Raw genomic sequence first — 25,016 nt, 5'->3', positions numbered from 1 at the left:
CGGTCGGTGGTTACGCGGCCTCGACGACGCCGTCGATCACGCGCTCGAGCCCCAGCGGGTTGGCGTGCTTGACGGCGCGCGGCAGCAAAGCGTCGGGCAGGTCCTGATAGCAGACCGGGCGCAGGAAGCGCTCGATCGCCGCGGTGCCGACCGACGTCCCGCGCGGATCCGACGTCGCGGGGAAGGGGCCGCCATGCACCATCGCTGTCGACACCTCGACACCCGTCGGCCAGCCATTGGCGAGGATGCGACCGGCCTTGCGCTCGAGCAGCGGGACGAGCGTTGCCGCCGCGTCGTGATCCGCTTCGTCGAGATGCAGCGTCGCGGTCAGCTGCCCCTCGAGCCCGGCAAGCACGTCGCGCAGCTGCGCCATGTCGCGGCAGCGGATGATCAGCGATGCCGCGCCGAACACCTCGTGCGACAAGGCGACGTCCGCCATGAACGCGTCCGCGGTCGTCGAGAACAGCGCCGCACGGCCGCGGTTGCAGCCCGTACCCTCGGCGCCACGCGCGAGCGTCGCGATCTCGGCATGGCTTTCGAGCGCGGTGACGCCCTTGTCATAGGCGGCATGGATACCGGGGGTCAGCATGACCTGCGGCTGGGCGGTGCTCAGGGCCTCCGCCGCGGTCGCCGCGAACGCGTCGAGATCGGGCCCGTCCAGCGCGACGACGATGCCGGGGTTGGTGCAGAACTGGCCCGAACCCATCGTCAGCGACCCGACATAGCCCTTGGCCAGCGCCTCGCCGCGCGCCGCGAGCGCCGCCGGCATCAGGATGACCGGGTTGATGCTGCTCATCTCGGCATAGACCGGAATCGGCTCGGCGCGCCGGTTGGCGAGCTCGATCAGCGCAAGACCGCCCGCGCGCGATCCGGTGAAGCCGACCGCCTTGATCCGCGGATCGACGACGAGCGAGGCGCCGAGCGCATTCGATGGCCCCTGGACCAGCGAGAACACGCCTTCGGGCAGGCCGCATTTCGCGACTGCCGCCTGGATCGCGCGCGCGACCATCACGGTCGCGCCGGGATGCGCGGGGTGACCCTTGACCACGACGGGGCAACCCGCTGCGAGCGCGGACGCCGTGTCGCCGCCGGCAACCGAGAAGGCGAGCGGGAAGTTCGATGCACCGAACACCGCGACCGGGCCGACCGCGATCCGGCGCTGGCGCAGGTCGGAGCGGGGCAGGGGCGTGCGGTCGGGTAGCGCGGAGTCGATCGTCACCTGCGTATAGCGGCCCTGGCGGAGCAGCTTTGCGAACATGCGAAGCTGGCCGGTGGTGCGGCCACGCTCGCCCTCGAGACGCGGCCGGGGCAGGCCGCTTTCGAGGATGGCCCGCGCCACCAGCTCTTCACCGATCGCCTCGATCTCGGACGCGATCGTCTCGAGGAAGGTCGCGCGGTCCGCCGGATCGGTCTCGCGGAATGCATCGAACGCGGCGTCCGCCAGCGCGCATGCTTCTGCGACGTTCTCGGGGGACGATACGGCAAATGCGGTATCGAGCGTGTCGTTCGTCGCGGGATCGATGCCCTCGAACGTCGTGTCGCTGGTGACCGCACGCGCGCCGATCAGGAAACTGCCGTCCATGATATCATTCTCCTAGGAATTCGATTGAGGCCGTGATGTCGCAGGGGCGGATGCGGAGCGCCCGACCCGTGACGGTGGGATAATCCGCCATCGCCCGGTTGCAACGGGCGCCGGGTGCGCGCCGTTGCTCCGGACACTATCTGAGGGTCCTGCCGCGCCGTTTCTACCCGTCAGGGCGAAACGCGTATCGTCCGCGGCGTATCGTTCTCCCGTCACACCATCACCAACGCATCATAGCAAGAATGGATGCTACCGCTACCATTGTCTGCATGCGATGGTGCGCGATCGGCAAGTGGCGGCGTCACGTGCGATTTCGGCACGGAATATGGGGCTTTCCGGCAGTGCGCGGCATGCTAGGGTTTCAACGATGACGACCAGTGTTCGCAAAACTCGTACCACCAAGCGACAGGGCGGCGCGCCGACCATTTCGGACGTGGCGCTGCTCGCCGGGGTATCGCCGATGACCGTGTCGCGCGTCATCAACGCCGATACCAATGTTCGCGAAACCACGCGCGAGGCGGTCAACGTCGCGATCGCACAGCTCAACTACGCCCCCAATCCGGCCGCGCGCAGTCTCGCGGGTGCAGCGCAGTTGCGGATCGCGTTGCTCTATTCGAACCCCAGCGCGAGCTATCTCAGCGAATTCCTCGTCGGCAGTCTCGACCAGGCGGGGCGCAGCGACATCCAGCTGATCGTCGAGAAATGTGAGATCGGCGACCACGACGTCGAGGTCGCAGAACGGCTGGTCCGCAGCGGGATCGACGGCGTCGTCCTGCCGCCACCGCTCTGCGACTCGAAGGGCGTGCTCGAGGTGCTGCTCAACGCCAAGATCCCCACCGTCGTCGTCGCGACCGGGCGCGCGCCCGAAGAGGCGGCGTCGGTCAGCATCGACGACATGCAGGCCGCGCACGCCATGACCGCGCATCTGATCGGGCTCGGGCACGCGCGGATCGGCTTCATCATTGGCAACCCCAACCAGACCGCCAGCGCCAAGCGGCTCGAGGGCTATCGCGCGGCGCTCGCCGAGCACGGTGTCGCCGCGGATGACACGCTGATCGCGCAAGGCCTGTTCACCTATCGCTCGGGGCTCGATGCGGCGGAGCATCTGATGGACGCGCCGAACCCGCCGACCGCGATCTTCGCGAGCAACGACGACATGGCCGCGGCGACGGTCGCGGTCGCGCATCGTCGCGGGCTCGACGTGCCCGGCGACCTGACCGTCTGCGGGTTCGACGACAGTGCGCTCGCGACGACGATCTGGCCCGAACTCACGACTATCCATCAGCCGATCGCGACGATGTCGCGCGCCGCGGTCGAACTGCTCGTCGGGATCGTCCGCTCGGCGCGCAACGGCAAGACCGAGCGCGCGCGGCACGTCCTGCTCGACTATACGCTGATCCGCCGCCAGTCCGACGCCGCACCGCGCCGCCGCCCCTCGACTCGCGCGCAGCACAAGTCGAGCAGGGACTAGCCCCAGCAGCCGGGCCAAATATCCGGCGCGACATTGTTTTGACACGCTTTTTCGTCGCGTTGACCGCCCGCCGTCACGCTATCGCTTGACTGGGCCGTCAGTGACGGTAGCGCTCTCATAAGGTTATAACAGGAGAGATATCTTGGATCGCGTACCGGCAAGGCCGTTCCGTTCCCGCGACTGGTTCGCCGACCCCGCCCGGTCGGACATGACCGCGCTGTATCTCGAACGCTTCATGAATTACGGGCTGACCCCCGCCGAGCTCCGCTGCGGCAAGCCGATCATCGGGATCGCGCAGACCGGCAGCGACCTGTCGCCGTGCAATCGCATCCATGTCGAGCTCGCCAAGCGGACGCGCGACGGGATCATTGCCGCGGGCGGGATCCCGATGGAATTTCCGACGATCCCGATCTTCGAGAATTGCCGTCGCCCGACCGCCGCGCTCGATCGCAACCTCGCTTACATGACGCTCGTCGAGACGCTCTACGGCTACCCGATCGATGCGGTGGTGCTGACTACTGGATGCGACAAGACGACCCCCGCGGGGATCATGGCGGTATCGACGGTCGATATTCCGGCGATCGTGCTGTCGGGCGGTCCGATGCTCGATGGCTGGCACGACGGCGAACTCGTCGGGTCGGGCACCGTGATCTGGCGCAGCCGCCGCAAGCTCGCCGCGGGTGAGATCGACGAGGAGGAGTTCCTCCAGCGCGCCACCGACAGCGCGCCGTCCGCGGGGCATTGCAACACGATGGGTACCGCCTCGACGATGAACGCGGTCGCCGAGGCGCTCGGCATGTCGCTGACGGGGTGCGCCGCGATCCCCGCGCCGTACCGCGAACGCGGCCAGATGGCGTACGAGACCGGACGGCGGATCGTCGACATGGCGTATGAAGACCTGCGTCCGTCGAAGATCCTGACGCGCGCGGCGTTCCTGAACGCGATCCGCGTCGTCAGCGCGATCGGCGGATCGAGCAATGCGCAGCCGCACATCATGGCGATGGCGCAGCATGCGGGCGTCGAGCTCGACATGGCGGACTGGGCGGACCACGGCTACGACGTCCCGCTGATCGTCAACATGCAGCCCGCGGGCAAATATCTCGGCGAGCGCTTCCACCGTGCGGGCGGTGTCCCCGCGGTGATGCACGAGCTGTCCGAGGCGGGGATGCTCGACACGAGCTGCCTGACGATCACCGGACACAGCGTCGGCGACAATCTCGGTGGGCGTGTCACGAACGACCGCGAGATGATCCACACGCTCGAGGACCCCCTGCTCGAGCGCGCGGGGTTCCTCGTGCTCAAGGGCAATTTGTTCGACCATGCGATCATGAAGACCTCGGTGATTTCCGACGCCTTCCGGATGCGTTATCTGTCGACCCCCGGCGCCGAGAACCGGTTCGAAGCGCGCGCGGTCGTGTTCGACGGGTCGGACGACTATCATCACCGCATCAACGACCCCGCGCTCGGCATCGACGCGCAGTGCATCCTCGTCATCCGCGGCTCGGGACCGATCGGCTGGCCCGGCTCGGCCGAGGTCGTCAACATGCAGCCGCCCGACGCCCTGATCCAGCAGGGCGTGCTGACGCTGCCGACGCTGGGCGACGGCCGGCAGTCGGGTACGTCGGACAGCCCGTCGATCCTCAACGTCTCGCCCGAAAGCGCGGTCGGGGGCGGCCTCGCATGGCTGCGCGACGGTGACATGATCTGCATCGACCTCGAAGCCGGCACCTGCAACGCGCTCGTCGAGCCGGACGAGATCGCGCGCCGCAAGACCGAGCCCGCACCGCCGATCCCACCCAGCAATTCGCCGTGGGAAGAACTCTACCGCGAGAAGACGGGGCAGCTGGCGCAGGGCGGCGTGCTCGACTTCGCGGTCAAGTATCGCGGGATCGCAGCCAGAACACCGCGGCACAACCACTAGGGGCGCGAGCATTAGGGGAGGGGGCGTTCGCCCCCCTCCTTCGCAGCCCCCAACGCTCGGCTATACGGCGGTCAGCGTCATCGTGATCGCGTGGCTCTCGCCTGGCTGCAGGACGGCGGGCACGGCGCGGTTGAACGCATCGGGCATCGCGGTCACCGGCTCAACGCAGAAATACGGCTCGCCCGGCGGCGTGAACACGTGGAGGAACGACGTGTTCACGCCGGCCAGCCGCAGATCGCCATCGTCGCGCAATATCGTCGCGGTGCCCGACCAGCCTTCATAGCTGTTGTCGATCAGGCTCGTCCGTTCGACCGTTTCGCCCGCGGCCCAGTCGCCCAGCCGGTCCGCCGGCGACGGCTCGGTCGGCAGAAACGCGTCATCGATCAGCCACATCCGCTCCGCATCGAAGCGAAGGTGCGAAACCCCGGCCTTTGTGAAATAGGGATGGAGACCAAGCGAGAAGGGCATCGCCCGATCGTCGGTGTTGGTGAGCGACAGCGTCAGGTGCAGCCCCTCATCGTTGAGCACGATCCGCTGCTCCGCGTCATGCGCCCACGGCCAGCCATCATCTGCGCCGTGACGATAGCGGAGCGTCGCGGATCGTTCGTCGCTCTGTTCGACGGTCCAGGACTGGAGCCACCCCGTGCCGTGCAGTGGATGCGCCTGGTCCGCGACGTTGCGCGGGATGACGAATCCTTCGCCGTCGAACCTGAAGCGGCCATCGGCGATCCGGTTCGCATAAGGCACCAGCGGGAAGCACGCTGCCTCGAGCGGGTGCCGCGCGGCGCGCGGGGTAGGGCGGAAAATGTCGGCCCCGTCCCGCCGCAGCGCAGCGATCGCGCCCCCCAGCGCGGGGAGCAGGTCGAGCTCCCACGCGCCGTATGCCAGTCGCATCGTCAACCGACCATGTCCTCGAGTTCGCGACCGCGGGTTTCGGTGACCATCTTCTGGACGAAGAAGAACGAAACGAGCGCAGCGATTGCATAGCCGAGATAGGTGATCGCCAGACCCGGCGACAGCACGAGCGAGGGGAAGCTCACCGAGATTACCGCGTTGGCGATCCACTGTGCGAAGCCCGATACCGCGAGCGCCGACCCGCGGATCTGGTTCGGGAACATCTCGCCCAGCATCACCCACATCACCGGGCCCCAGCTGACGTTGAAGAAGATCACGTACAGATTGGCCGCGATCAGCGCGATCAGCCCAGTGTTGCCCGGCAGCGTCACGCCGACGCCCGACGCCGCAGGGATCGCGTTCGAGAACGCCCAGGCGACGATACCCAGCGTGACGGTCATGCCGGCCGAGCCGACGAGCAGCAGCGGCTTGCGCCCGATCTTGTCGATCAGCGCGATCGTCAGCAGGCACGCCGCGATCGAGAGGACGCCCGACAGAATGTTGATCTGGAGCGCATTGTCCTCGGTAAAGCCGACCGCCTCCCACAGCGTCGCGCCATAATAGAAGACGACGTTGATGCCGACGAGCTGCTGGAACACCGCGAGGCCGATACCTGCCCACAGGATCGGGCGGATCTTGCCGGTCTTCTTGTCGATCAGGTCGGACAGCCGCGGCTTGTGATGATCGACCGCGAGCGACGCGCGGATTTCCGCGACCTTGCGGCGTGCTTCGGCATTGCCGAACAGCCGCGTCAGCACGGTCTCGGCGCGCGCGTCATGCCCCTTGACGACGAGGTAGCGCGGGCTTTCGGGAATGAAGAACAGCGCGACGAAATAGATCGCTGCGGGAATGACCTGAAGCCAGAACATCCAGCGCCACGCCTGATAGCCCAGCCAGAATTCGGCGGTCGATCCGCCGGCGATCCGCGCGAGCGCGAAATTGGCGACGAACGCGCCGGTCAGGCCGGAGATGATCATGACCTGCTGGATGCTCGTCAGCCGTCCGCGGATATTGGCCGGAGCGACCTCGGAAATATAGACGGGCGAGGTGACGCTCGCCGCGCCGACACCGAACCCGCCGATGATCCGCGCGATGATGAACACAGCGGACGTGTCCGCCGCGCCTGCCGCGAGCGCGCTGACGATGAACAGGACCGCGGCCAGCATCATCGTGTTGCGGCGACCGATCACGTCGGACAGCCGGCCTGCGGCAAACGCACCGACCGACGAGCCGACCAGGATCGCGCCGACATTGACGCCGATCCCGAACCGGCCGAGCCCGAACGCCGCCTCGATCCCCTTCTGCGTCCCGTTGATCACGCCCGAATCATATCCGAACATGAATCCGCCGACGGTCGCGACCGCGACGATCAGGCCGATCAACGTCCCGTTGACGCGACCTGCGTCGATGCCCGGGTCCGTGGCAGTTGCCGTGCCGTTCATTAAGGCTTCCTTCCAGATGGTACGCGCTCTGACGGCGCGCTGTATTCGTGCGGTGGGTATTCGTCGTTCAGGTGGCGAGGCGCACCGGCGTCACCGGCGCGGTGCCCACGTCGACGCGGAACGTGAAGACATTGCCGGCGAGCGGCTGAGCCGCCAGCGCATCGGCCGACAGCCCCTGCCGCGCGGTGGTCGCATAGGCGGTCTTGCCGTCTTCGCCGCCAAGCGCGATCTTGGTGATATTGGCGACGGGGAAGCGGACCTCGGCCGTCATGCTGCCATCGGGCGCAAACCGCCGCGCGGCCCAGCCACCATAGAACCCGACCCAGACGCCGCCCTCGGCATCGCAGATCGCCCCGTCGGGATACCCCGTCCGGCCGTCGAACGTCAGGAAACGCCGGCCTTCGCCGATGACGCCGTCGGCATCGATCGGATGCGCATCGATCGACAGCCCAAGCGTGTCGACGAGATACGCCGTACGGCCGTCGGGCGCGATCGCGGGGCCGTTGGTGATGACGATGGGGGCGACCGGCGCGGGCGTGACCACGCCGGCCTGCCAGCGATAGAACCGGCCCGTCGGGTTCGCCTCGTCATTGTCCATCGTCCCGAACCAGATCCGGCCCGCCGGATCGATCGCCGCGTCGTTGAGCCGGTTGCGCGGCAGATCGTCCTCGAGAGCGTTCAACAGCGTGAAGCTTCCATCCGCGGGATCGAACCGGTGGACGCCCGTGGCGAGACCGGCGACCCAGCGTCCGTCGTCCGCGGGCAGGATCCAGCCGACATGATCGGGTGCGTCCCATCGATCGAGCGCGCCGGTCGCGGGGTCGTGGCGATAGACGCAGGGCGCCTTGATATCGACGAACCACAGACACGCATCGCGCGGCGACCAGACGGGCCCCTCGCCGAGCTCCGCACCGACCGCCAGGATCGAACGGGCGTCCTTCTCCATCAATCCCTCATCCATGAATCAGCGCCATCCCGCGTCGATGAAATAATCATGACCCGTACACATCCGCGCATCGTCCGACGACAGGAACAGCACCAGCGCGGCAACGTCGCTCGGCTGTATGCGGCCATCGGTGCATTGTGCCGCGACGATCTCGGCCTCGCCTTCGGGGGTGTACCATTTCTCCTGGCGCGGAGTCTGGACGTTGCCCGGGACGACCGTATTGACGCGAATGCCCTCGCGGCCAAGATCGCGCGCGAGCCCGCGCGTCAGACCTTCGATCGCCGCCTTGCACGTCTGGTACAGAACCAGATCGGGGAGCGCGAGGTGCCAGCTGATCGACCCGAAATTCAGGATGACGCCACCGCCTGCGCGCTTCATCGCCGGCACCACCGCCTGCGCCGCGAAGAACTGGTGCCGCAGATTGACGTTCAGCCGCTGGTCCCAATAGTCCGGCGTGACCTCGTCGATCCCGTGGCGATCGTCGTTGCCGGCATTGTTGATCAGGATGTCGACACCGCCGAGCACTGTCTCGATCTCGGCGAAGATCGACTTGAGCTGGTCGATGTCGGTCAGATCGCAGTGGCGGTAGAGGGGCTCGTGCACCGCGCCGGGGGTCAGTCGCGCGAGCAGCGCGTGGCTCGCGTCGTCCGCCACGTCGACGAACGCGACGCGCGCGCCCTGCGCCACGAAGGCCTCGACCAGGCCTTCGCCGATACCCGATCCGCCACCGGTGACGATGACGCGCTTGTCGGCGAGGCTCGGATAGATCGCCTTGCCGCCGATAGCGGTCGTTTGCTGCAGCACTGGGGTCTCCGTCTGGTCGATTATCATGCGTCTAACAGCCCGCGACGGGCCAGATTGTTCATCAGCCCGCTGATGCCGAGCGTCCAAGCGGGCGCGTCGCGCGACGTCGTCACGCGGTTGACCAGCGATCCGAGCTTCGAATTGGAGATCGACACCACGTCGCCCATCTTGTGCGTGAAGCCGCGGCCCGGTTCGTCCCGGTCCTTGGTCGGGGCGAACAACGTGCCGAGGAACAGCACGAAACCGTCGGGATAATGATGCTCGCTCATCGCCTGTACGACCAGATCCTCAGGGTCGCGGCTGATCTCGCGCATCGAGCTATGGCCGTCGAGCACATAGCCGTCCTCGCCCTCGATCTTCAGCGTGACCTCGCTCGCACGGACGTCGTCGAGCGTGAAGCCGTCGTCGAACAGGCGGATGAACGGCCCGATCGAGCAGGACGCGTTGTTGTCCTTTGCCTTGCTCAGCAGCAACGCCGATCGCCCTTCGAAATCACGCAGATTGACGTCGTTGCCAAGCGTCGCGCCGACGACGGCCCCCTGCGCGTCGACGAGCAGCACGACCTCGGGCTCGGGGTTGTTCCACGTCGAATCGGAGCGGATCCCGATCGGCCCGCCCCAGCCGACGGTCGAGAGCGTCGGGCTCTTGGTGAAGATCTCGGCGTCGGGGCCGATCGCGACCTCGAGATATTGCGACCACATGCCGTCGTCGATGAGCGCCTGCTTCAGCGCCGCGGCCTCTTCCGAGCCGGGGACGACCAGACGGACGCTGCCACCGATCCGCGATTCAAGCCGGCCGCGTACCTCGGCGGCCTTGCTTGCATCGCCGCGGGCACGTTCCTCGATCACGCGTTCGATCGCCGACACCGCGAACGTCACGCCCGCCGCCTTGACGCATTGCAGATCGATCGGGCTCAGCAGGCGGGCGGGGGCGTCGGTCGCCGCGGACAGCGCGAGCGTCTCGAGCGCGCCCAGAGGGCGGCCCGCCGTCGTGTCGAAATCGCCACCGGCGACCAGCGCGGAGACGGTCGCCGCGACGCCCGACATATCGAAGACCTGCCCATCCTTGACCAGCACGGGGGTAGGACCGTCACCCAGGTCGATACGACCCAGCAGGAGCGCACTCCGCCAATCTGCGGGCAGCGCCGATTCGATCGGCGCGGCGATATGCGACATCAATTTCCCTCTCCACTTATGTTACCGCTATCGTATCGGCGATTGCCCGATCGTCAAGGGGTGCGGCGCATATCGCGGACTATCCGCGCGGCACTCGTCCTCCTCCGTCTGACGCCTGCACGCATCCATGGCAAGCCGGTCCACTCTACGCGGCCATGCAGTGTGCGCACGACGCGATCGTCCCGCTCCGATCCGCCATGCCGAGTCGCGCGAAACCGGCCCGCGAGATCGTCCGTCGTGTGCGCGGCAAATGTCGAGCGGATAACGCTATCATTCATCCCGCGGAACCATGGCTGTGTGCGCCGGCAAAGAGATCGGGTGCTCGGCGAGGATCAAAGCGCGGCCCGGCCCGTTGGTCCTCTGAGGAGAATGATGATGGCAGACCATGGCAAGCAGCCGATGCAGGCGGTTCCCGACAAGGACGACGCGAAAATGTCGGGCGATGTCGAGACGGGGCGCAAGGGCGGCGGCGAGAGCGGCGGCGGCGCGTTCAAGGACAAGGACCAAGTCAATGGTGACCCTGACAATGACGGCTTCGACCATCAGCATGGCGGGCAGTCGCACATCGACTATAGCGGCCCCGACAATCCCAACGCGACGGCGGGAAGCTGAAAATTTGAGCGGGCTGGTTGCAGGGGTGTTGGTGGGCCCGGCAGGAATCGAACCCGCAACCTAGCCGTTATGAGCGGCCAGCTCTAACCGTTGAGCTACAGGCCCCACCGACGCCTGCGTTAGCGCAAGCTTTGGGAAAGCAAAAGACCACAAAAGAAAAGGGCGCCCCCGCGGGGACGCCCTTCCGACACCAGAACCTGTCGGGCGCGAGCGCCCGACAAGGTCTTAGTTCATGTTGTCGGTCTTCTCGTCGGCAGCTTCGCGGACGTTGTCTGCTGCTGCGTTCATGTTGTCGGCTGCGTTCTCGAGCACGTCGGTTGCGACTGCGTTCGAGGTGTTGTCCGCCATGGCGTCCATGTTGTCAGCCTGCATTTCCATGTTGTCTGCCAGCATGTCCGCGTTGTTCTCAACTGCGGCTGCTTCTGGCGACTTGCTGCATGCTGCGACGGACATCAGGCCGGCGGCAGCAGCGATCAGAACGATCTTCTTCATTCGAATGCTCCCAAGCATAGTTTCACTCGCGGCCGACCCGATTGCCGTCGCGAAGTCCCGTCAAATAGCGGACCTCCGCAGCCGGTCAATCCGCTAAATTCATCTCCTGGCAAGGTTTGCGACAGGACGATGACGCAATCGAGCCACCGATTGGTCACTTTCTAGGCACAACCGGTCCGATTTCTTCGGGTGCATTGGCGACGATCGCGAGCATCGTCGTCCATGCCGCGACGTTCTGCTGCAGCTGCACAGGATCGATCCGGTCGAGCGTATCGTCGGGCGTGTGATGCGTATCGAAATAGCGCGTACCCGACTGGTTGAGGTCGATCGCCGCGACCCCGAGCGCCATCGTCGGTCCGACATCGGTCCCGTCGCCGCCAATACCCGCGCCGCGTGCGATGCCGAGCGGCGCGAGCGCGGAGGCGAGGCGATCGGCGACCGGCTTCGCACTCTCGGGCAGATTGGTCTCGAACCGCCACACGCGGTCCGCACCGAAGTCGGATTCGCCGGCGGTCGCGTGGCGTTCGGTCTTGTGCGCCTCGGCATAGGCCTTGCCGCCAAAGCCACCGACCTCCTCGGCACCGAACCAGACGACGCGGATCGTCCGGCGCGGGCGCGGGCCGTCGAGGATCCGCTTGGCCGCCGCCGCGGTGATCGCGACGCCGCTCGCATCGTCGATCGCCCCGGTCCCAAGGTCCCAGCTGTCGAGATGCCCGCCGATCAGCACGATCCCCGCCTTCGGATCGGTCCCCGGGACCTCGGCGATGACGTTGCCCGATTCGTGCGTGCCCGTCATCCGCGGCGTCAGGACAAGCGTCATCGTGATCGGCTTGCCGCGCGTCGCGATGCGTTCGATCAGTTCGGCATCCGGCACCGACAGCGCGGCCGAGGGGATCGGCGTGACGCCGGCGGGGAAGTTGGTCGTGCCGGTATGCGGGTTGCGGTGATGGTCGGTGCCGATCGAGCGGATCACGATCGCGGCCGCGCCCTTGCTCGCCGCCATCGCCGGACCGACGAAGCGCGCAGGGCCATAGGCGCCATAGCTCGACCCGTCCTGCGTCGGCTCCATCGCGTTGCCGACATAGGCGATCTTGCCCGCAAGGCTTCCCGCGGGCGCCGCCGCGAGGTCGCCGTACGACTTGAACACGACGACCTGCGCGGTCAGCCCGCCCGCAGGCGTCGCACCCGAATTGCCGAGCGCGGTCAGCTTGAGCGCCTGCGGGAAGGGCGAGAGGATCGACGCGGTCTCGATGCCGCGCACCCAGACGGGCATCTGGTACGGCTCGATCCGGACGTTCTTGAACCCGAGCGCCTTGAGCTTGACGACCGACCAGGCGCGCGCCCGCGCCTCGGCTTCGGTACCCGCCAGCCGTGGCCCGATCTCGGTCGTCATCCCCTCGACGATATCGTACGCGACCTCGTCCTTCAGCGCCGCATCGCGGAGCGCGGCGACCTTGGCGTCGACCGGCGCGGGCGGCGGCGGGGCCGTGCGCTGTGCAATAAGGGGAAAGGTCAGGGTGGAGGCGGCCAGTACCGCGAGCGTGCGCTTCATCATCGGCGAAGCCTATGTCGCCGCTCCCCGTTTGCCAACGGCCCGCCGCATCGCTATCTGCGCTCGTCAAATCCCGCCTCAGTCTAGCATGGAGCCCGGCACCAACATGGCCGTCCAGTACACCTACGTCATGAAGGGTCTGACCAAGACCTTCCCCGGTGCCGCAAAGCCCGTCCTCAACAATATCCATCTGCAGTTCATTCCGTCGGCGAAGATCGCGATCATCGGCCCCAACGGGTCGGGCAAGTCGACGCTCATGAAAATCATGGCGGGGATGGATCCCGATTTCACCGGTGAGGCCTGGGCAGCCGACGGCGTCAATGTAGGCTATCTCGCGCAGGAGCCGCAGCTCGATCCGACCAAGGACGTGATGGGCAACGTGAAGGACGGCGTCCGCCCCGTCGCGGACCTCGTCGATCGCTTCAACGCGATCTCGGCCGAGATGGGCGATCCGCAGGACGACACCGATTTCGACGCGCTGATGGAGGAGATGGGCGATCTCCAGGCCAAGATCGACGCGGTCGACGGCTGGTCGCTCGACAGCCAGCTCGAACAGGCGATGGAAGCGCTGCGCTGCCCGCCAGGCGATTCGTCGGTCGAAAACCTGTCGGGCGGTGAGAAGCGCCGCGTCGCGCTCTGCAAGCTGCTGCTCGAGAAGCCGCAGATCCTGCTGCTCGACGAACCGACCAACCATCTCGACGCCGAGAGCGTGTCGTGGCTTGAGAACTACCTCAAGGAATATACCGGCAACGTCATCCTCGTGACGCATGACCGCTACTTCCTCGACAACGTCGTCAACTGGGTGCTCGAGCTCGATCGCGGGCGCTATTACACCTACGAGAGCAACTATTCGGGCTATCTGGAGAAGAAGGCACAGCGCCTCAGCCAGGAAGAGCGCGAAGAGGCGGGCAAGCAGAAGGCGATCGCCGACGAGCTGGCGTGGATGCGCCAGACCCCCAAGGCCCGCCAGACCAAGTCGAAGGCGCGTATCCGCGCGTTCGACGAGCTGATGGAAAAGCAGGAGAACCGCGTCGCGGGCAAGGCCGCGATTCTGATCCAGCTGCCCGCGCGTCTCGGCGGCAAGGTGATCGAGGCGAAAGGCCTGACCAAGTCCTACGGCGACAAGCTGCTGTTCGACGGTCTCGACTTCACGCTGCCCCCGGGCGGCATCGTCGGCGTGATCGGCCCCAACGGCGCGGGCAAGTCGACCTTGTTCAAGCTCATCACCGGGCAGGAAACCCCCGACGAGGGCACGATCGAGGTCGGCTCGACCGTCAAGCTCGGCTATGTCGACCAGAGCCGCGACGATCTCGATCCGAACAAGAATGTCTGGCAGGAAATCTCCGACGAGCTCGAGATCTTCCGCTTCGGCAAGCAGGAGATGGGGACACGCGCCTATGTCGGCGCGTTCAACTTCCGCGGGCCCGACCAGCAGAAGAAGGTCGGCCAGCTGTCGGGCGGTGAGCGCAACCGCGTCCACATGGCCAAGATGCTCAAGGAGGGTGGCAACGTCCTCCTGCTCGACGAGCCGACCAACGATCTCGACGTCGAGACGCTGCGTGCGCTCGAGGAGGCGCTCGAGACGTTCGCCGGCTGCGCGGTGGTCATCAGCCATGATCGCTTCTTCCTCGATCGCCTCGCGACGCACATCCTCGCGTTCGAGGGCGACAGCCATGTCGAATGGTTCGAGGGCAATTACGAGAGCTACGAGGAAGACAAGCGCCGTCGTCTCGGCGATGCCGCCGACCGCCCGACGCGTCTGGCGTACAAGAAGCTGACGCGCTGAGCGACCCAGCCCGCCGCACCCGGGTTACCGGGCTGCGGCGGGTGCAGCAGCCGCCCCACGACGTGGCTCTCTGCCGCTGGGCTTAAGGTTCGTCATCCTGACGAAAGTCAGGATCCAGGGTTAAAGGCGGTCCGCTTCATGGCTCTGGATCCTGACTTTCGTCAGGATGACGGGGGCGATGGTGTTACTCAACCCCGCCGGTAGCTCGCCATGCCGCTCAGCCCGGCGTGTTTGGGGGATGAGAAGCCGACATATCGAAGGACATAGCCCGCAGGACGCCAGTCTAGGGCTGCGGCGGGTGGAACGGTCTCCCCGCGACGGGGATCCCGGCACCTTACCTCCAAACGCCTCCGTCATCCTGACGAAAGTCAGGATCCAGGATTACAGGCGACCCGCTTCATGGCTCTGAGGCCTGACGTTCGTCAGGATGACGGGCAGGCATCAACGTTCGTCAGCCTCGCCGTCCAAAGACCGGCGGCGGCGGGCAAAGGTCGCCGCCCTAAGCGACCTCGACCCGGAGCTTTACGCCCCGCGGGACAATGGTAAGAGGTACCATCCCGGTCACAGCAGCAACCCGGCATGACCGGCCGGACGTCCCGAAGCGCCCGTATCATGCCGCAAGGCGCGCAGAGTTTAGCGGAGTTGAGAGTGCCGATCGTCGAAATTTCACCCGGAGGGGATGCTCCCCCGGGGGCGGGCGAGCTTCAGTATCGCCTCCGCCAGCAGTCGATCCTCGCCGACTTCGGGATCGAGGCGTTGCGCGCGCGCGATCTCGATCCGATGCTCCAGCGCGCGACCGAGCTTTGCGGCGAAGGCATGCGGTCGAAATACTGCAAGTTCCTCGAATACCGCCCCGAGCGCGACACGTTGCTGGTCCGCGCCGGGATCGGCTGGGCGCCCGGCGTCGTCGGGTCGACCGAGATGCGCACCGATCTCGGCTCGCCCGCCGGTTTCGCGCTGGAGACGGGAGAGCCCGTCATCTCGAACCATCTCGAAAATGAGGGGCGGTTCCGGACGCCCGACTTCATGGCACAGCACCAGATCCGGCGCGCGATCAACGTGCTCGTCGAAACGTCGGGAAAACGCTTCGGCGTGCTCGAGGTCGACAGCCCCGACGAGGGCAAGTTCGAACCTGCCGATCTCGCCTTCATGCAGGGCTTCGCCAATCTGATCGGCGTCGCGATCGAACGCCAGCAGGCCGAGCAGCGGCTGAGCGACGCGATGGAGCACCAGGAACTGCTTACGCGCGAGGCGAGCCACCGCGTCAAGAACAGCCTCGCGCTCGTGTCGGCGATGCTCAACCTGCAGATGCAGGAGGACGATGATCCGCGCATCACGCGGCTGCTTGGTGACGCACAGGCGCGCATCACCGCGATCGCGCAGACGCACGACCAGCTCTGGCGGGGCGAACAGGTCGGGATCGTCGCGCTCGACGACCTCGTCTGCGGGATCGCGACGGGGCTTGCCGAGCAGGCGCCGAACCACCACATCGACTGCGAGATCGATGCGATCCTGATCAGCGCCGACACCGCGATCCCGATGGGTCTGCTCGTCACCGAACTCGTCACCAACGCGATCAAATACGCCTATGACGAGGCGGGCGGCGTGATCCACGTCACGATCCGCGCGACCGAGGGCCGAATCATTCTGTCGGTCGTCGATGACGGCGTCGGCATTCCCGAGGACTTCGACCTCAAGGCGGCATCGCGCAAAAGTCTCGGCATGCGGATGATCAACAGTCTGGGGCGTCAGCTCGGCGGCGCGACGACGATCACCAATACGGGCAGGGGCACCTGCGCGACGCTCGAGATCGCCGATCCGCGAAAGGCAACGCCCGCTGAGGCTTGACGTGTGTTGCTCGAGCATAGCACACTCGCCCGCATAGTCGCAGGGCGGGGACATGGGCATGATCTTGGGCATGATGGCGGCAGCGGCCGTGACGATAGCGCCGCACGGGGCGCCGCAGGGGGCGCCGCAGGGGGCGCGGCTCGTGCCGGGCGATCAGTGCTTTGCGATAACCCGGCACGACGCGGCATCGGGGGGCAACGTGGTCATCGGCGCGACGCATCAGGTGATCCGCCGCGTCAGGATCGGCGGCAGGGCAGCCTTCGATATCGTCGTGAATCAAAGCGTGCCCGCCGCGAAGTTCGCGATGCGCGACCATTTCGTTCTCGCCCGCGCCGACCTGACGCCGATCGCGTTCGACAGCCGCCGCAACGGGGTCGACCATGTCTCGCTCAGCTATGCGCCCGGGCGCGTGACGGGGCGCCGGGTCGAAAAGGGGGCGACCGTTCCGATCGACGTCGCGGTGCCGACGCCGGTATGGGAGGGTAATCTCTGGGGGGTGACGTTCGGCGCGTTGCCGCTCGCCGCGGGCCGGTCCTTCGTGCTGCCCTTCTACCAGTATGACAGCGGTATCGGCCGCTTCGACCTGGCGGTGACGGGCAGCGAGCGCGTATCCACGCCGACGGGGGCCGTCGACGCGTGGACGGTGGCGATCGTCAAGGACGGCAGGCCCAGTGGCACCGCGCTCATCGCCAAGCGCGACGGCCGCGAACTTGGCCTGCGCAGTCCGCGTGGCGGCACCAGACTTGGCGGCAATTGCAAAGGCTTGGACTGAGGACCTCGGACTAGGCCTCAACCCGCCTCAGCGCACCCGCTTGACGAAGATCCGACCACCGTCGCGGCGCTCGGTCTGGAAATTGGGCACCGCCTCGATCAGCTCGGAGAGATGGTTGAAGCCGTAATTGCGCGCATCGAAGCTCGACCGGTTGCCCGCGCGCTGCCCCAGTTCGGTCAGGCTTTGATAGCCTTTCTCGTCGCGCTTGCCTGCATTGTACGCGTCGATCAGCAGCTTGATCAGGTCCGACCCGATCGGCTCGCCACCGCGCGACCGGCGCGCAGTTGGCGCGGTGGGGGCAGGGGCCTTCTCGCCCCCGATCGCGGGCGGCAGCGACAGCGGCATCGGCTCGGATTCATCATCGAGCGCGCTCACGTCGATGAAGCGCGTGCAAGCCTGGCGGAACCCCTCGGGCGTGCGGCTCGTCCCGAAGCCATAGACGGGCACGCCATCCTGACGGATGCGCATCGCCAGCGGCATGAAGTCGCTGTCCGACGACATGATCCCGAACCCGTCGATCCGCCCGCGGAACAGCAGGTCCATCGCGTCGATCGTCATCTTCATGTCGGTCGCGTTCTTTCCCTTGGTCAGGTCGAACTGCTGCTGCGGCTCGATGCCGTGCTTGATCGACATGTCGCGCCACCCCTTGAGCGCGGGTTTCGACCAGTTGCCATAGACGCGGCGGACGTTGACCGTGCCAAGCTCTGCAAGGACGGTCAGCACGGGATCGAGTGTCGCGGACGAGGCGTTGTCGGCATCGATCAGCAAGGCGACGTTGCGGGTTGGGGTTTCGGCCATGGACCCGGGATTAGCCCCGCACGGTCCGCGCGTCCACGCTCGATCCGCCGGGTCGCGGCGCCCGCCATCCCCGACCATGCCGCCACGCACGTTCGTCAGGGGTAGCGGATCGCCATCACTTCATATTCGCGCTCGCCCGCGGGCAGGTCGACGCGTCGAACGTCGCCGACGCCCGCGCCGCGCAACGCGCGCGCGAACGGCGAATTCCAGCCGATCCGGCCATTGCCCGCATCGGTCTCGTCGTCGCCGACCAGCGTCAGCGTGCGGTGCGCGTCATCCTCGTCGGCGACCGTTACGCACGCGCCGAACCACACGCGCGACCGGTCCTCCTGCGCGGCGGGATCGATCACCTTCGCTGCCTTCATCCGCTTCGACAGCCAGCCAAGCCGCCGGTCGATCTCGCGCAGGCGTTTGCGGCCATAGATGTAATCGCCATTCTCCGACCGGTCGCCATTGCCCGCCGCCCATGAGATCGTCTCGACGAGCTTCGGCCGTTCGCCGACCAGGAGCTGCTCATATTCCGCGCGCAGCACGGCATAGCCGGCGGGCGTGATGTAGTTCGGGCGATCCATCGTCATCTGTCAGCAGGAGCAGCCGCCCCGATCAGCCCGGGCGGTTCTTGCCGAGATACCAGGACGTCCGCGTCGCGACGCGGCTCTTGGCGCGCGCGGGGTTCATCAGATCGTACACGACCGCATTCTCGATCACGCGCTGCACATAGTTGCGCGTCTCCTGATACGGAATCGCCTCGATCCAGTCGACGATGTCGACCGCGCTTGTCCGGGGGTCGCCATTCGCGCGCAGCCACTTGTTCACGTTGCCGCCGCCGGCATTATACGCCGCGATTGCAAGCGGATAGCTCCCATAGTTCGCATAGATCCGCTGGAAGTAGCTCGACCCCAGCATGATCGACAGATTGGGATCGCTCGTCAACGCCGCTTGATCGTAATTCAGCCCGATCTTCCCCGACTGCTCGCGCGCGGTCGCGGGCATCAGCTGCATCAACCCGCGGGCCCCCGCATGGCTGACCGCAGCGCGATCGAACTGGCTTTCCTGCCGCGAGATCGCGTGGATGATCGTCCAGTTGTCCTCATACCCCGCGGGCACGGGGACGGTCGGGAACCCCGCCGCCGAATAGTCGCTCAGCCCGTTGGTCAGTGCGCTGCGGCCGACCATCACGCCGAGGTCGGGACGGTTGATCGACTTGGACAGCTCGGCCGCCAGCACATGGTCGGTGTCGCTGGTCGCATCCGCCGCGATCTGGCGCACGAACGCGGTCTGATCCTGCCAGTCGTTGATCCGGCCGAGGAACCGCACCGCGCGGACCGTTTCGCGCTGGTCGAACGCCGCGCGCACCGCGGGTGCGATCGCGAGGCTCGCCATTGGCGGCGGCGGGGTCAGCGTGCGCCCCATCCGCTCGGTCGCGAGCTGGCCATAGAATTGATCGCGATAGCCCGCCGCCTGCGTATAGAAGGCTGTGGCATCCGCCGCGCGCCCGGCCGCCTCGGCAGCGCGCCCGGCCCAGTAATAGCCGCGCGACCGGACCACGGGCGAGCTCGACCCGCGCGCATAGCGGTCGAACAGCGTCATCGCATCGGCGGGTCGGCCAAGCTGCTTCATCGCCGCCTGGCCACCAAGCCACGCCAGATTGGTATATTCGTCACGCTCGGCATAGGATTTCGCCGAGATGTTCGCGCCGGCGGGATAGGCATCGTCGATCTGCCGCGCGATGTCGTACGCGGTCTGCCACTGGCCGTCGTTCGCCGCGCCGCGCGCGTTGGTCACCAGCGTCTCGTACCATTTCGCCGGATTGCCAGGACGCGTCGTCAGCGATCGCGGCCGTGCGAGCCAGGCGCGTGCGGTCGGACTCGCCCCGGCATTGCGCAGCCAAAGCGCGCGATCGGCGACATAGCCCGCATCGCTGCGATAGGTCTCCTGCGTCGCCGCCGACAGGTCGGAGGCGTTGGGGGCATTGGTCCGGAACGCGAGCCGTGCCTCGAACAGCGGACGCCGTGCCGGGCTGACCAGTATGATCTGCCGCTGCGCCGCGCTCGTCTGCCCGGACCACAGCAACGCGTCCATCCGCGCGTCCTGGTCCTCGGGCGTCAGCGCGCCGGCAAACCCCGTCGTCACCATGACCTCGTCGGTCGGCGAAAGCCCACCCGATCGCCACGCGGTGCGCGCCGCGGCATAGGCGCGGTCGCGCTGCCCCGACGCCATCAGCGCGCGCGCGAAGGCGAGATTGCCCGTCGCGGACTGCGGTGGATAGCGCGTGAAGAACGCGACGACGTTCGCCGGTGCCCCGGTCGTCGCCTTGCGTTCCGCCGCACGCCGATTGGCGGTCTCGTTCGGCCAGCCGGGATGCGCCATCAGGAACCCGGCATAGCTGTCGAACGGCAACGCGTCGGTCTGCTGCAACGCGCGCCACTGCGCGATCGTCGCGGCGATCGCGCCATCGCTGAACGCGGGCGCGGCGGTCGTCTGTGCCTGCGGCCCCATATTGGCGAGCTGCGTCCGATACCGATCGAGCGTTTCCTGCCCGGCCCCGGACGCGATTGCGGTGCCCGCGAGCGCCGCCAGAATGATCGTCGATTTAAACGCCAATGCTACCATGTGGACAGGATAGCGCTTCAACCCGTATCTGTCCTGAACGAAATACCCGATTTCAGCGCAGCAGGAGCGCGATACACCGATGGTTTCAGGTTCCCAGTTTGCCGGCTCGATCCCGGCGCTCGTCACACCCTTCGCCGCGGACGGCAGTTTCGACGAGGCGACCTACCGCGATTTTGTCGAATGGCAGATCGCCGAGGGCTCGTCCGCGCTCGTCGCGTGCGGCACGACGGGCGAGGCGGCGACGCTGAGCTATGACGAGCATTTTCACGTCGTCCGCGTCTGCGTCGATCAGGCGAAAGGCCGTGTGCCCGTGATCGCGGGGGCAGGATCGAACGACACGCGCGTCGCTTCGGCGAACCTGCGCGCGGCGCGCGATGCCGGCGCCGACGCCGCGCTGATGGTCCCGCCGTATTACAACCGCCCGAGCCAGGAGGGGATCTTCCGGCATTTCGAGGCGCTCGCCACCGACGCGCCGCTGCCGATCATCCTGTACAATGTGCCCGGCCGCACCGTCACCGATATCCAGCCCGCGTCGCTGGCGCGCGTCGTGACCGCGTTTCCAGACGTGTTCGTCGGCGTGAAGGATGCCAGCGGCGTGCTCGCGCGCGTGTCGCAGCACCGCGCCGCCTGCGGGCCAGACTTCTGCCAGCTGTCGGGCAATGACGATCTCGCGCTCGCGTTCAACGTGATGGGCGGTACGGGCTGCATCTCGGTGACCGCGAACGTCGCGCCGAGGCTCTGTGCGGACTTCCAGGCGGCGTGCCAGGCGGGCGATTTCGTCAAGGCGCTCGCCTATCAGGATCAGCTCTATCCCTTGCACGACGCGCTATTCACCGACGCGTCGCCGGGTCCGGTCAAATATGCCATGGCGCGCGTGCGGGCCGGGTTCCCGGAGACGTTGCGCCTGCCGATGACCCCCGCCGGCGACGCCGCGCGCGCCGCAGTCGATGCAGCGCTCGCCCACGCAGGCTTGGCCTGATCCCCTTGCGTCACCCTGGCGAAAGTCAGGATGACGCGGGGACCGACAATTAACATCCTGCGGGATACCGCGCCCGCTTCCCCTTCGCGCTCCGACCTCCTACATCGCGCATCGCATGGCACGTCCCAAACCCCCCACCTTCGAGAAGACCAAGATCGTCGCCGAGAACCGGCGCGCGCGGTATGACTATTACATCGAGCAGGTCTTCGAGGCGGGGATCGCGCTAACCGGCACCGAGGTGAAGGCGCTGCGCGGCGGCGAGGGCTCCATCGCCGAGGCCTATGCCGAGGTGAAGGGCAAAACCGTCCAGCTGGTCAATTCGAACATCCCCGAATTCAGCCACGGCAACCGCTTCAACCATGAGCCCAAGCGCCCGCGCAAGCTGCTGCTGCACGAGCGCGAGATCAACAAGATGCACGGCGCCGTCGCGCGCCAGGGCATGACGCTCGTGCCGCTGATGATCTATTTCAATTCCAAGGGCCGCGCGAAGATCGAGCTCGCGCTCGCCAAGGGCAAGCAGAACCACGACAAGCGCGACTCGGTGAAGGAACAGGACTGGAAGCGCGAGCAGGGCCGGATCATGCGGGATCGTGGATAGGCCGTGAGCGGGACGCCGGTCGGTATCTTCGGACGCCTCGCGGCGTGGTCGCATCGCAATCTGCCGACCCGCGAATCGATGGAGCGCAACCGGCTGCTCCGTCCCGTCGCGCACCGCGTTCTCGCGCCCGAATTGTGGCGTTTCACGCGGCGTTCGGTTCCGCGCGGCGTCGCGCTCGGGATGGTCGCAGGCATCCTCATCCCGGTCGCACAGACCCCCGTCGCCGCGCTGTTCGCGCTGCCGTTCCGGGCCAATGTGCCGACCGCGGCGCTGACGACGTTCATAACCAATCCACTGACGACACCGCCGCTGTGGATCGCGGCCTACTGGATCGGATCCTGGCTGCTGCGGATCGACGCGCACGTCCCCGGCCAGCCCGTTGCCGAGGCCGCGGCGCAGGCAGACTGGATCCCGTGGCTGATGCAGGCCGGGCCGGCCACCGCGCTGGGTCTGCTGGTCATCACGGTCGTCGCTTCGATTGGCGGGTATGCGCTCAGCGCGCTCGGCTGGCGGCTGTGGATCGCGCGTAAATGGCGTCATCGCCATCTCGGCAGGAACGCCTAGAATCCCGAATTGACGAGGCGTATTATCGGCGTACAACACGCCCAGTTTCAGGCCTTATCTTTTCAAGGATCACCGATGCGCACGCCGATTTTCGCTGCCCTTCTGCTTGCCTCCGTTTCGACGATCGGGTTCGCCCAGAGCCAGGGTCCCGCACCGACCGCGACCGGTCCGGGCGCGACGGCTGCACCCGCCGGCAAGCCCAAGCTCGGCGACTTCGGGGTCGACACCACCGCGATGGACAAGTCGGTCCTGCCGGGCAATGATTTCTACCGTTTCGTCAACGGCAAGTGGATGGAGCGGACCGAGATCCCGGCGGACCGCTCGAGCTGGGGCGGCTTCGCAATCCTGCGCGACCTGTCCGACACGCGCACGCGCGCCGTCATCGACGAGGCCGCCAAGACGCAGAATGCGCCGGGCAGCGTTCGCGACAAGATCGGCACCACCTATGCCAGCTTCATGGACGCGCCGGCGATCGAGGCGAAGGGCGCAGCGCCGCTCAAGCCCTATCTCGCCAAGATCGCCGCGATCAGGACGCAGACCGATCTCGCGCGCGCGTTCGGTGACGCGACGCGCAACGGCATGGACGTTCCCATCGGTGCCGGCGTGCAGCAGGACCTAAAGGACAACACCGTCTACGCGGTGTATCTGGGGCAGGGCGGTCTCGGTCTGCCCGACCGCGACTATTACCTCGTCGACAACCCCAAGTTCGTCGAGACGCGTGCGAAATATCAGGACTATGTCGCGACGATGATGCGTCTTGCCGGCCAGGCCGATCCGGCCGGCGCCGCCAAGCGCATCTTCGATCTCGAAAAGGCGATCGCGCAGGTCCACTGGACGCGCGCCGAACAGCGTCAGGTCGAGAAGGGCTACAACCCCGAGATGGCCGCGGCGCTCGCGACCAAGATGCCCGGCTTCGACTGGAAGACGATGCTCGACGCACAGGGGCTCGGCAGCCAGTCGCGCGTGATCGTCGGCCAGCCCTCGGCGCTGGCGGGCACCGCGAAGATCGTCGCGGCGACGCCGATCGCGACCTGGAAGGAATATCTCGCCTTCCACACGATCGCGAAGTCGGCACCGTTGCTGTCGTCGCCGTTCGTCAATGCCAACTTCGCGTTCAACGGCACCGTCCTGTCGGGCACGCCGCAGCTCAAGGAGCGCTGGAAGCGCGGCGTCGACCTCGTCAACGGCAGCCTCGGCGAGGCGGTCGGCCAGGTCTATGTCGAGAAATATTTCCCGCCCGAGGCGAAGGCGAAGGCCGACGAGCTCGTCCGGAACCTGATCGCGGCGATGGACATCCGGCTGTCGAAGCTCGAATGGATGGCGCCCGAGACCAAGGTCAAGGCGCGCGCCAAGCTCGCGGCGTTCACGCCCAAGATCGGCTATCCGGACAAGTTCCGCGACTACACGTCGCTCAAGGTCGTGGCGGGCGACGTGCTCGGCAACGCCGACCGTGCGACCGCGTTCGAATATGACCGGCAGCTCGCCAAGATCGGCAAGCCGGTCGATCGCAGCGAGTGGTTCATGACGCCGCAGACGGTCAATGCCTATGCCAATCCGGTGATGAACGAGGTGGTCTTCCCCGCCGCAATCCTGCAGCCGCCCTTCTTCGATCCGAACGCCGATCCCGCGGTCAATTATGGCGGCATCGGCGCGGTGATCGGGCATGAGCTGAGCCATCATTTCGACGATCAGGGCCGCAAGTTCGACCCGAAGGGCAATTTCGCCGAATGGTGGACGCCGCAGGACGTGACGCGCTTCAAGGCGTATACCGACAAGGTCGTCGCGCAGTACGGCGCCTATGAGCCGATCGCGGGCGCGAAGGTGAACGGCGAGCTGACGCTTGGCGAGAACATGGCCGATCTCGCGGGCGTGACCGTCGCGTATGACGCCTACAAGATCTCGCTCGCAGGCAAGCCCGCGCCGGTTCTCGACGGCTATACCGGCGACCAGCGCTTCTTCATGGGCTTCGGGCAGGTCTGGCAGAACAAGGCGCGCGAAGCGTCGATCCGCCAGCAGCTGACCACCGATCCGCACACGCCCAGCGCGTGGCGCAGCTATGTCGTGCGCAACCTCGACCCCTGGTATGCCGCATTCGACGTTAAGCCGGGCCAGGCCTATTACCTCGCACCGGCCGACCGCATTCGCGTCTGGTAACCCGACGCGCCGA

General features: G+C 66.8%; 21 protein-coding genes and 1 tRNA gene. 10 read left to right on the top strand and 12 right to left on the bottom strand.

The genetic code is table 11. The features are described 5' to 3' along the window. Positions 1–10 precede the first annotated feature (10 nt). A complete protein-coding gene (locus tag AC0CH3_RS07790; RefSeq protein WP_457325468.1) occupies positions 11–1,585 on the bottom strand; it encodes an aldehyde dehydrogenase (NADP(+)) in 1,575 nt (524 codons plus the stop codon). 364 nt (positions 1,586–1,949) lie between these two features. Between AC0CH3_RS07790 and AC0CH3_RS07785 the strand changes: the two genes are divergently transcribed. Continuing rightward, entirely contained in the window at positions 1,950–3,053 is a 1,104-nt protein-coding gene (locus tag AC0CH3_RS07785; RefSeq protein WP_465237744.1) for a LacI family DNA-binding transcriptional regulator, read from the top strand. A gap of 139 nt (positions 3,054–3,192) precedes the next feature. Then, positions 3,193–4,974, top strand: a complete 1,782-nt coding sequence (locus tag AC0CH3_RS07780; RefSeq protein ID WP_354300445.1) for an IlvD/Edd family dehydratase — start codon at positions 3,193–3,195, stop codon at positions 4,972–4,974. Positions 4,975–5,034: 60 nt separating this feature from the next. Here AC0CH3_RS07780 and AC0CH3_RS07775 read toward each other — a convergent pair whose 3' ends face one another. From AC0CH3_RS07775 to AC0CH3_RS07755, 5 genes are all read right to left on the bottom strand, one after another. Next, a complete protein-coding gene (locus tag AC0CH3_RS07775; RefSeq protein WP_354300039.1) occupies positions 5,035–5,868 on the bottom strand; it encodes an aldose 1-epimerase in 834 nt (277 codons plus the stop codon). Positions 5,869–5,870: 2 nt separating this feature from the next. Beyond that, complete coding sequence (locus AC0CH3_RS07770) at positions 5,871–7,310, bottom strand: sugar porter family MFS transporter (RefSeq protein WP_354300037.1); 1,440 nt, start codon at positions 7,308–7,310, stop codon at positions 5,871–5,873. A 67-nt stretch (positions 7,311–7,377) separates the two neighbouring features. Beyond that, positions 7,378–8,256, bottom strand: coding sequence for an SMP-30/gluconolactonase/LRE family protein (locus AC0CH3_RS07765; protein WP_354300036.1), 879 nt, complete (start codon positions 8,254–8,256; stop codon positions 7,378–7,380). Positions 8,257–8,274: 18 nt separating this feature from the next. Beyond that, positions 8,275–9,087: an SDR family NAD(P)-dependent oxidoreductase gene (locus AC0CH3_RS07760; protein WP_056023415.1), complete on the bottom strand. Its 813-nt coding sequence runs from the start codon at positions 9,085–9,087 to the stop codon at positions 8,275–8,277. Then, positions 9,084–10,235, bottom strand: a complete 1,152-nt coding sequence (locus tag AC0CH3_RS07755; protein ID WP_354300034.1) for a fumarylacetoacetate hydrolase family protein — start codon at positions 10,233–10,235, stop codon at positions 9,084–9,086. Before AC0CH3_RS07755 ends, AC0CH3_RS07760 begins: the two co-directional genes overlap by 4 nt. Positions 10,236–10,610: 375 nt before the next feature. Here AC0CH3_RS07755 and AC0CH3_RS07750 point away from each other — a divergent pair, with 375 nt between their 5' ends. Next, positions 10,611–10,847: a hypothetical protein gene (locus AC0CH3_RS07750; protein ID WP_354300033.1), complete on the top strand. Its 237-nt coding sequence runs from the start codon at positions 10,611–10,613 to the stop codon at positions 10,845–10,847. Between the two features lie 29 nt (positions 10,848–10,876). Here the strand turns inward: AC0CH3_RS07750 and AC0CH3_RS07745 are convergent. From AC0CH3_RS07745 to AC0CH3_RS07735, 3 genes are all read right to left on the bottom strand, one after another. After that, positions 10,877–10,952: transfer RNA gene (locus AC0CH3_RS07745), tRNA-Ile, on the bottom strand. Positions 10,953–11,072: 120 nt separating this feature from the next. Beyond that, positions 11,073–11,339, bottom strand: a complete 267-nt coding sequence (locus tag AC0CH3_RS07740) for a hypothetical protein (RefSeq protein ID WP_056023407.1) — start codon at positions 11,337–11,339, stop codon at positions 11,073–11,075. A 154-nt stretch (positions 11,340–11,493) separates the two neighbouring features. Beyond that, positions 11,494–12,891, bottom strand: a complete 1,398-nt coding sequence (locus tag AC0CH3_RS07735; protein WP_465237778.1) for a M20/M25/M40 family metallo-hydrolase — start codon at positions 12,889–12,891, stop codon at positions 11,494–11,496. Positions 12,892–12,997: 106 nt separating this feature from the next. Between AC0CH3_RS07735 and ettA the strand changes: the two genes are divergently transcribed. The 3 genes from ettA (at position 12,998) to AC0CH3_RS07720 (ending at position 17,297) form a co-directional block, all read left to right on the top strand. Further along, positions 12,998–14,677, top strand: coding sequence for an energy-dependent translational throttle protein EttA (ettA, locus tag AC0CH3_RS07730; protein ID WP_056024301.1), 1,680 nt, complete (start codon positions 12,998–13,000; stop codon positions 14,675–14,677). 648 nt (positions 14,678–15,325) lie between these two features. Then, complete coding sequence (locus AC0CH3_RS07725; protein ID WP_354300030.1) at positions 15,326–16,525, top strand: sensor histidine kinase; 1,200 nt, start codon at positions 15,326–15,328, stop codon at positions 16,523–16,525. Positions 16,526–16,577: 52 nt separating this feature from the next. Continuing rightward, entirely contained in the window at positions 16,578–17,297 is a 720-nt protein-coding gene (locus AC0CH3_RS07720; RefSeq protein ID WP_465237743.1) for a DUF3108 domain-containing protein, read from the top strand. 27 nt (positions 17,298–17,324) lie between these two features. Here AC0CH3_RS07720 and AC0CH3_RS07715 read toward each other — a convergent pair whose 3' ends face one another. From AC0CH3_RS07715 to AC0CH3_RS07705, 3 genes are all read right to left on the bottom strand, one after another. After that, on the bottom strand, positions 17,325–18,095 hold the full coding sequence (locus tag AC0CH3_RS07715) for an NYN domain-containing protein (protein WP_056023398.1): 771 nt from the start codon (positions 18,093–18,095) through the stop codon (positions 17,325–17,327). Positions 18,096–18,190: 95 nt separating this feature from the next. Next, a complete protein-coding gene (gene greB, locus AC0CH3_RS07710; RefSeq protein WP_333996915.1) occupies positions 18,191–18,667 on the bottom strand; it encodes a transcription elongation factor GreB in 477 nt (158 codons plus the stop codon). A 31-nt stretch (positions 18,668–18,698) separates the two neighbouring features. Beyond that, entirely contained in the window at positions 18,699–20,708 is a 2,010-nt protein-coding gene (locus tag AC0CH3_RS07705) for a lytic transglycosylase domain-containing protein (RefSeq protein ID WP_354300442.1), read from the bottom strand. A gap of 79 nt (positions 20,709–20,787) precedes the next feature. Between AC0CH3_RS07705 and dapA the strand changes: the two genes are divergently transcribed. The 4 genes from dapA to AC0CH3_RS07685 all read left to right on the top strand — a co-directional run bounded on the left by dapA (position 20,788) and on the right by AC0CH3_RS07685 (position 25,003). Then, positions 20,788–21,687 carry a 4-hydroxy-tetrahydrodipicolinate synthase gene (gene dapA / locus AC0CH3_RS07700; RefSeq protein WP_354300026.1) on the top strand — a complete coding sequence of 300 codons (900 nt, stop codon included), beginning with the start codon at positions 20,788–20,790 and terminating at the stop codon, positions 21,685–21,687. A gap of 115 nt (positions 21,688–21,802) precedes the next feature. Beyond that, complete coding sequence (gene smpB, locus AC0CH3_RS07695; protein ID WP_056023389.1) at positions 21,803–22,285, top strand: SsrA-binding protein SmpB; 483 nt, start codon at positions 21,803–21,805, stop codon at positions 22,283–22,285. A gap of 78 nt (positions 22,286–22,363) precedes the next feature. Continuing rightward, entirely contained in the window at positions 22,364–22,849 is a 486-nt protein-coding gene (locus tag AC0CH3_RS07690; RefSeq protein ID WP_354300440.1) for a DUF2062 domain-containing protein, read from the top strand. A gap of 75 nt (positions 22,850–22,924) precedes the next feature. Further along, complete coding sequence (locus tag AC0CH3_RS07685; RefSeq protein ID WP_354300024.1) at positions 22,925–25,003, top strand: M13 family metallopeptidase; 2,079 nt, start codon at positions 22,925–22,927, stop codon at positions 25,001–25,003. Positions 25,004–25,016: the final 13 nt, after the last annotated feature.

The organism is Sphingomonas sp. AC449, from assembly GCF_979253475.1.
The sequence above is the reverse complement of the archived record's forward strand: the minus strand, read 5'-3'. Positions and strand labels throughout refer to the sequence as shown.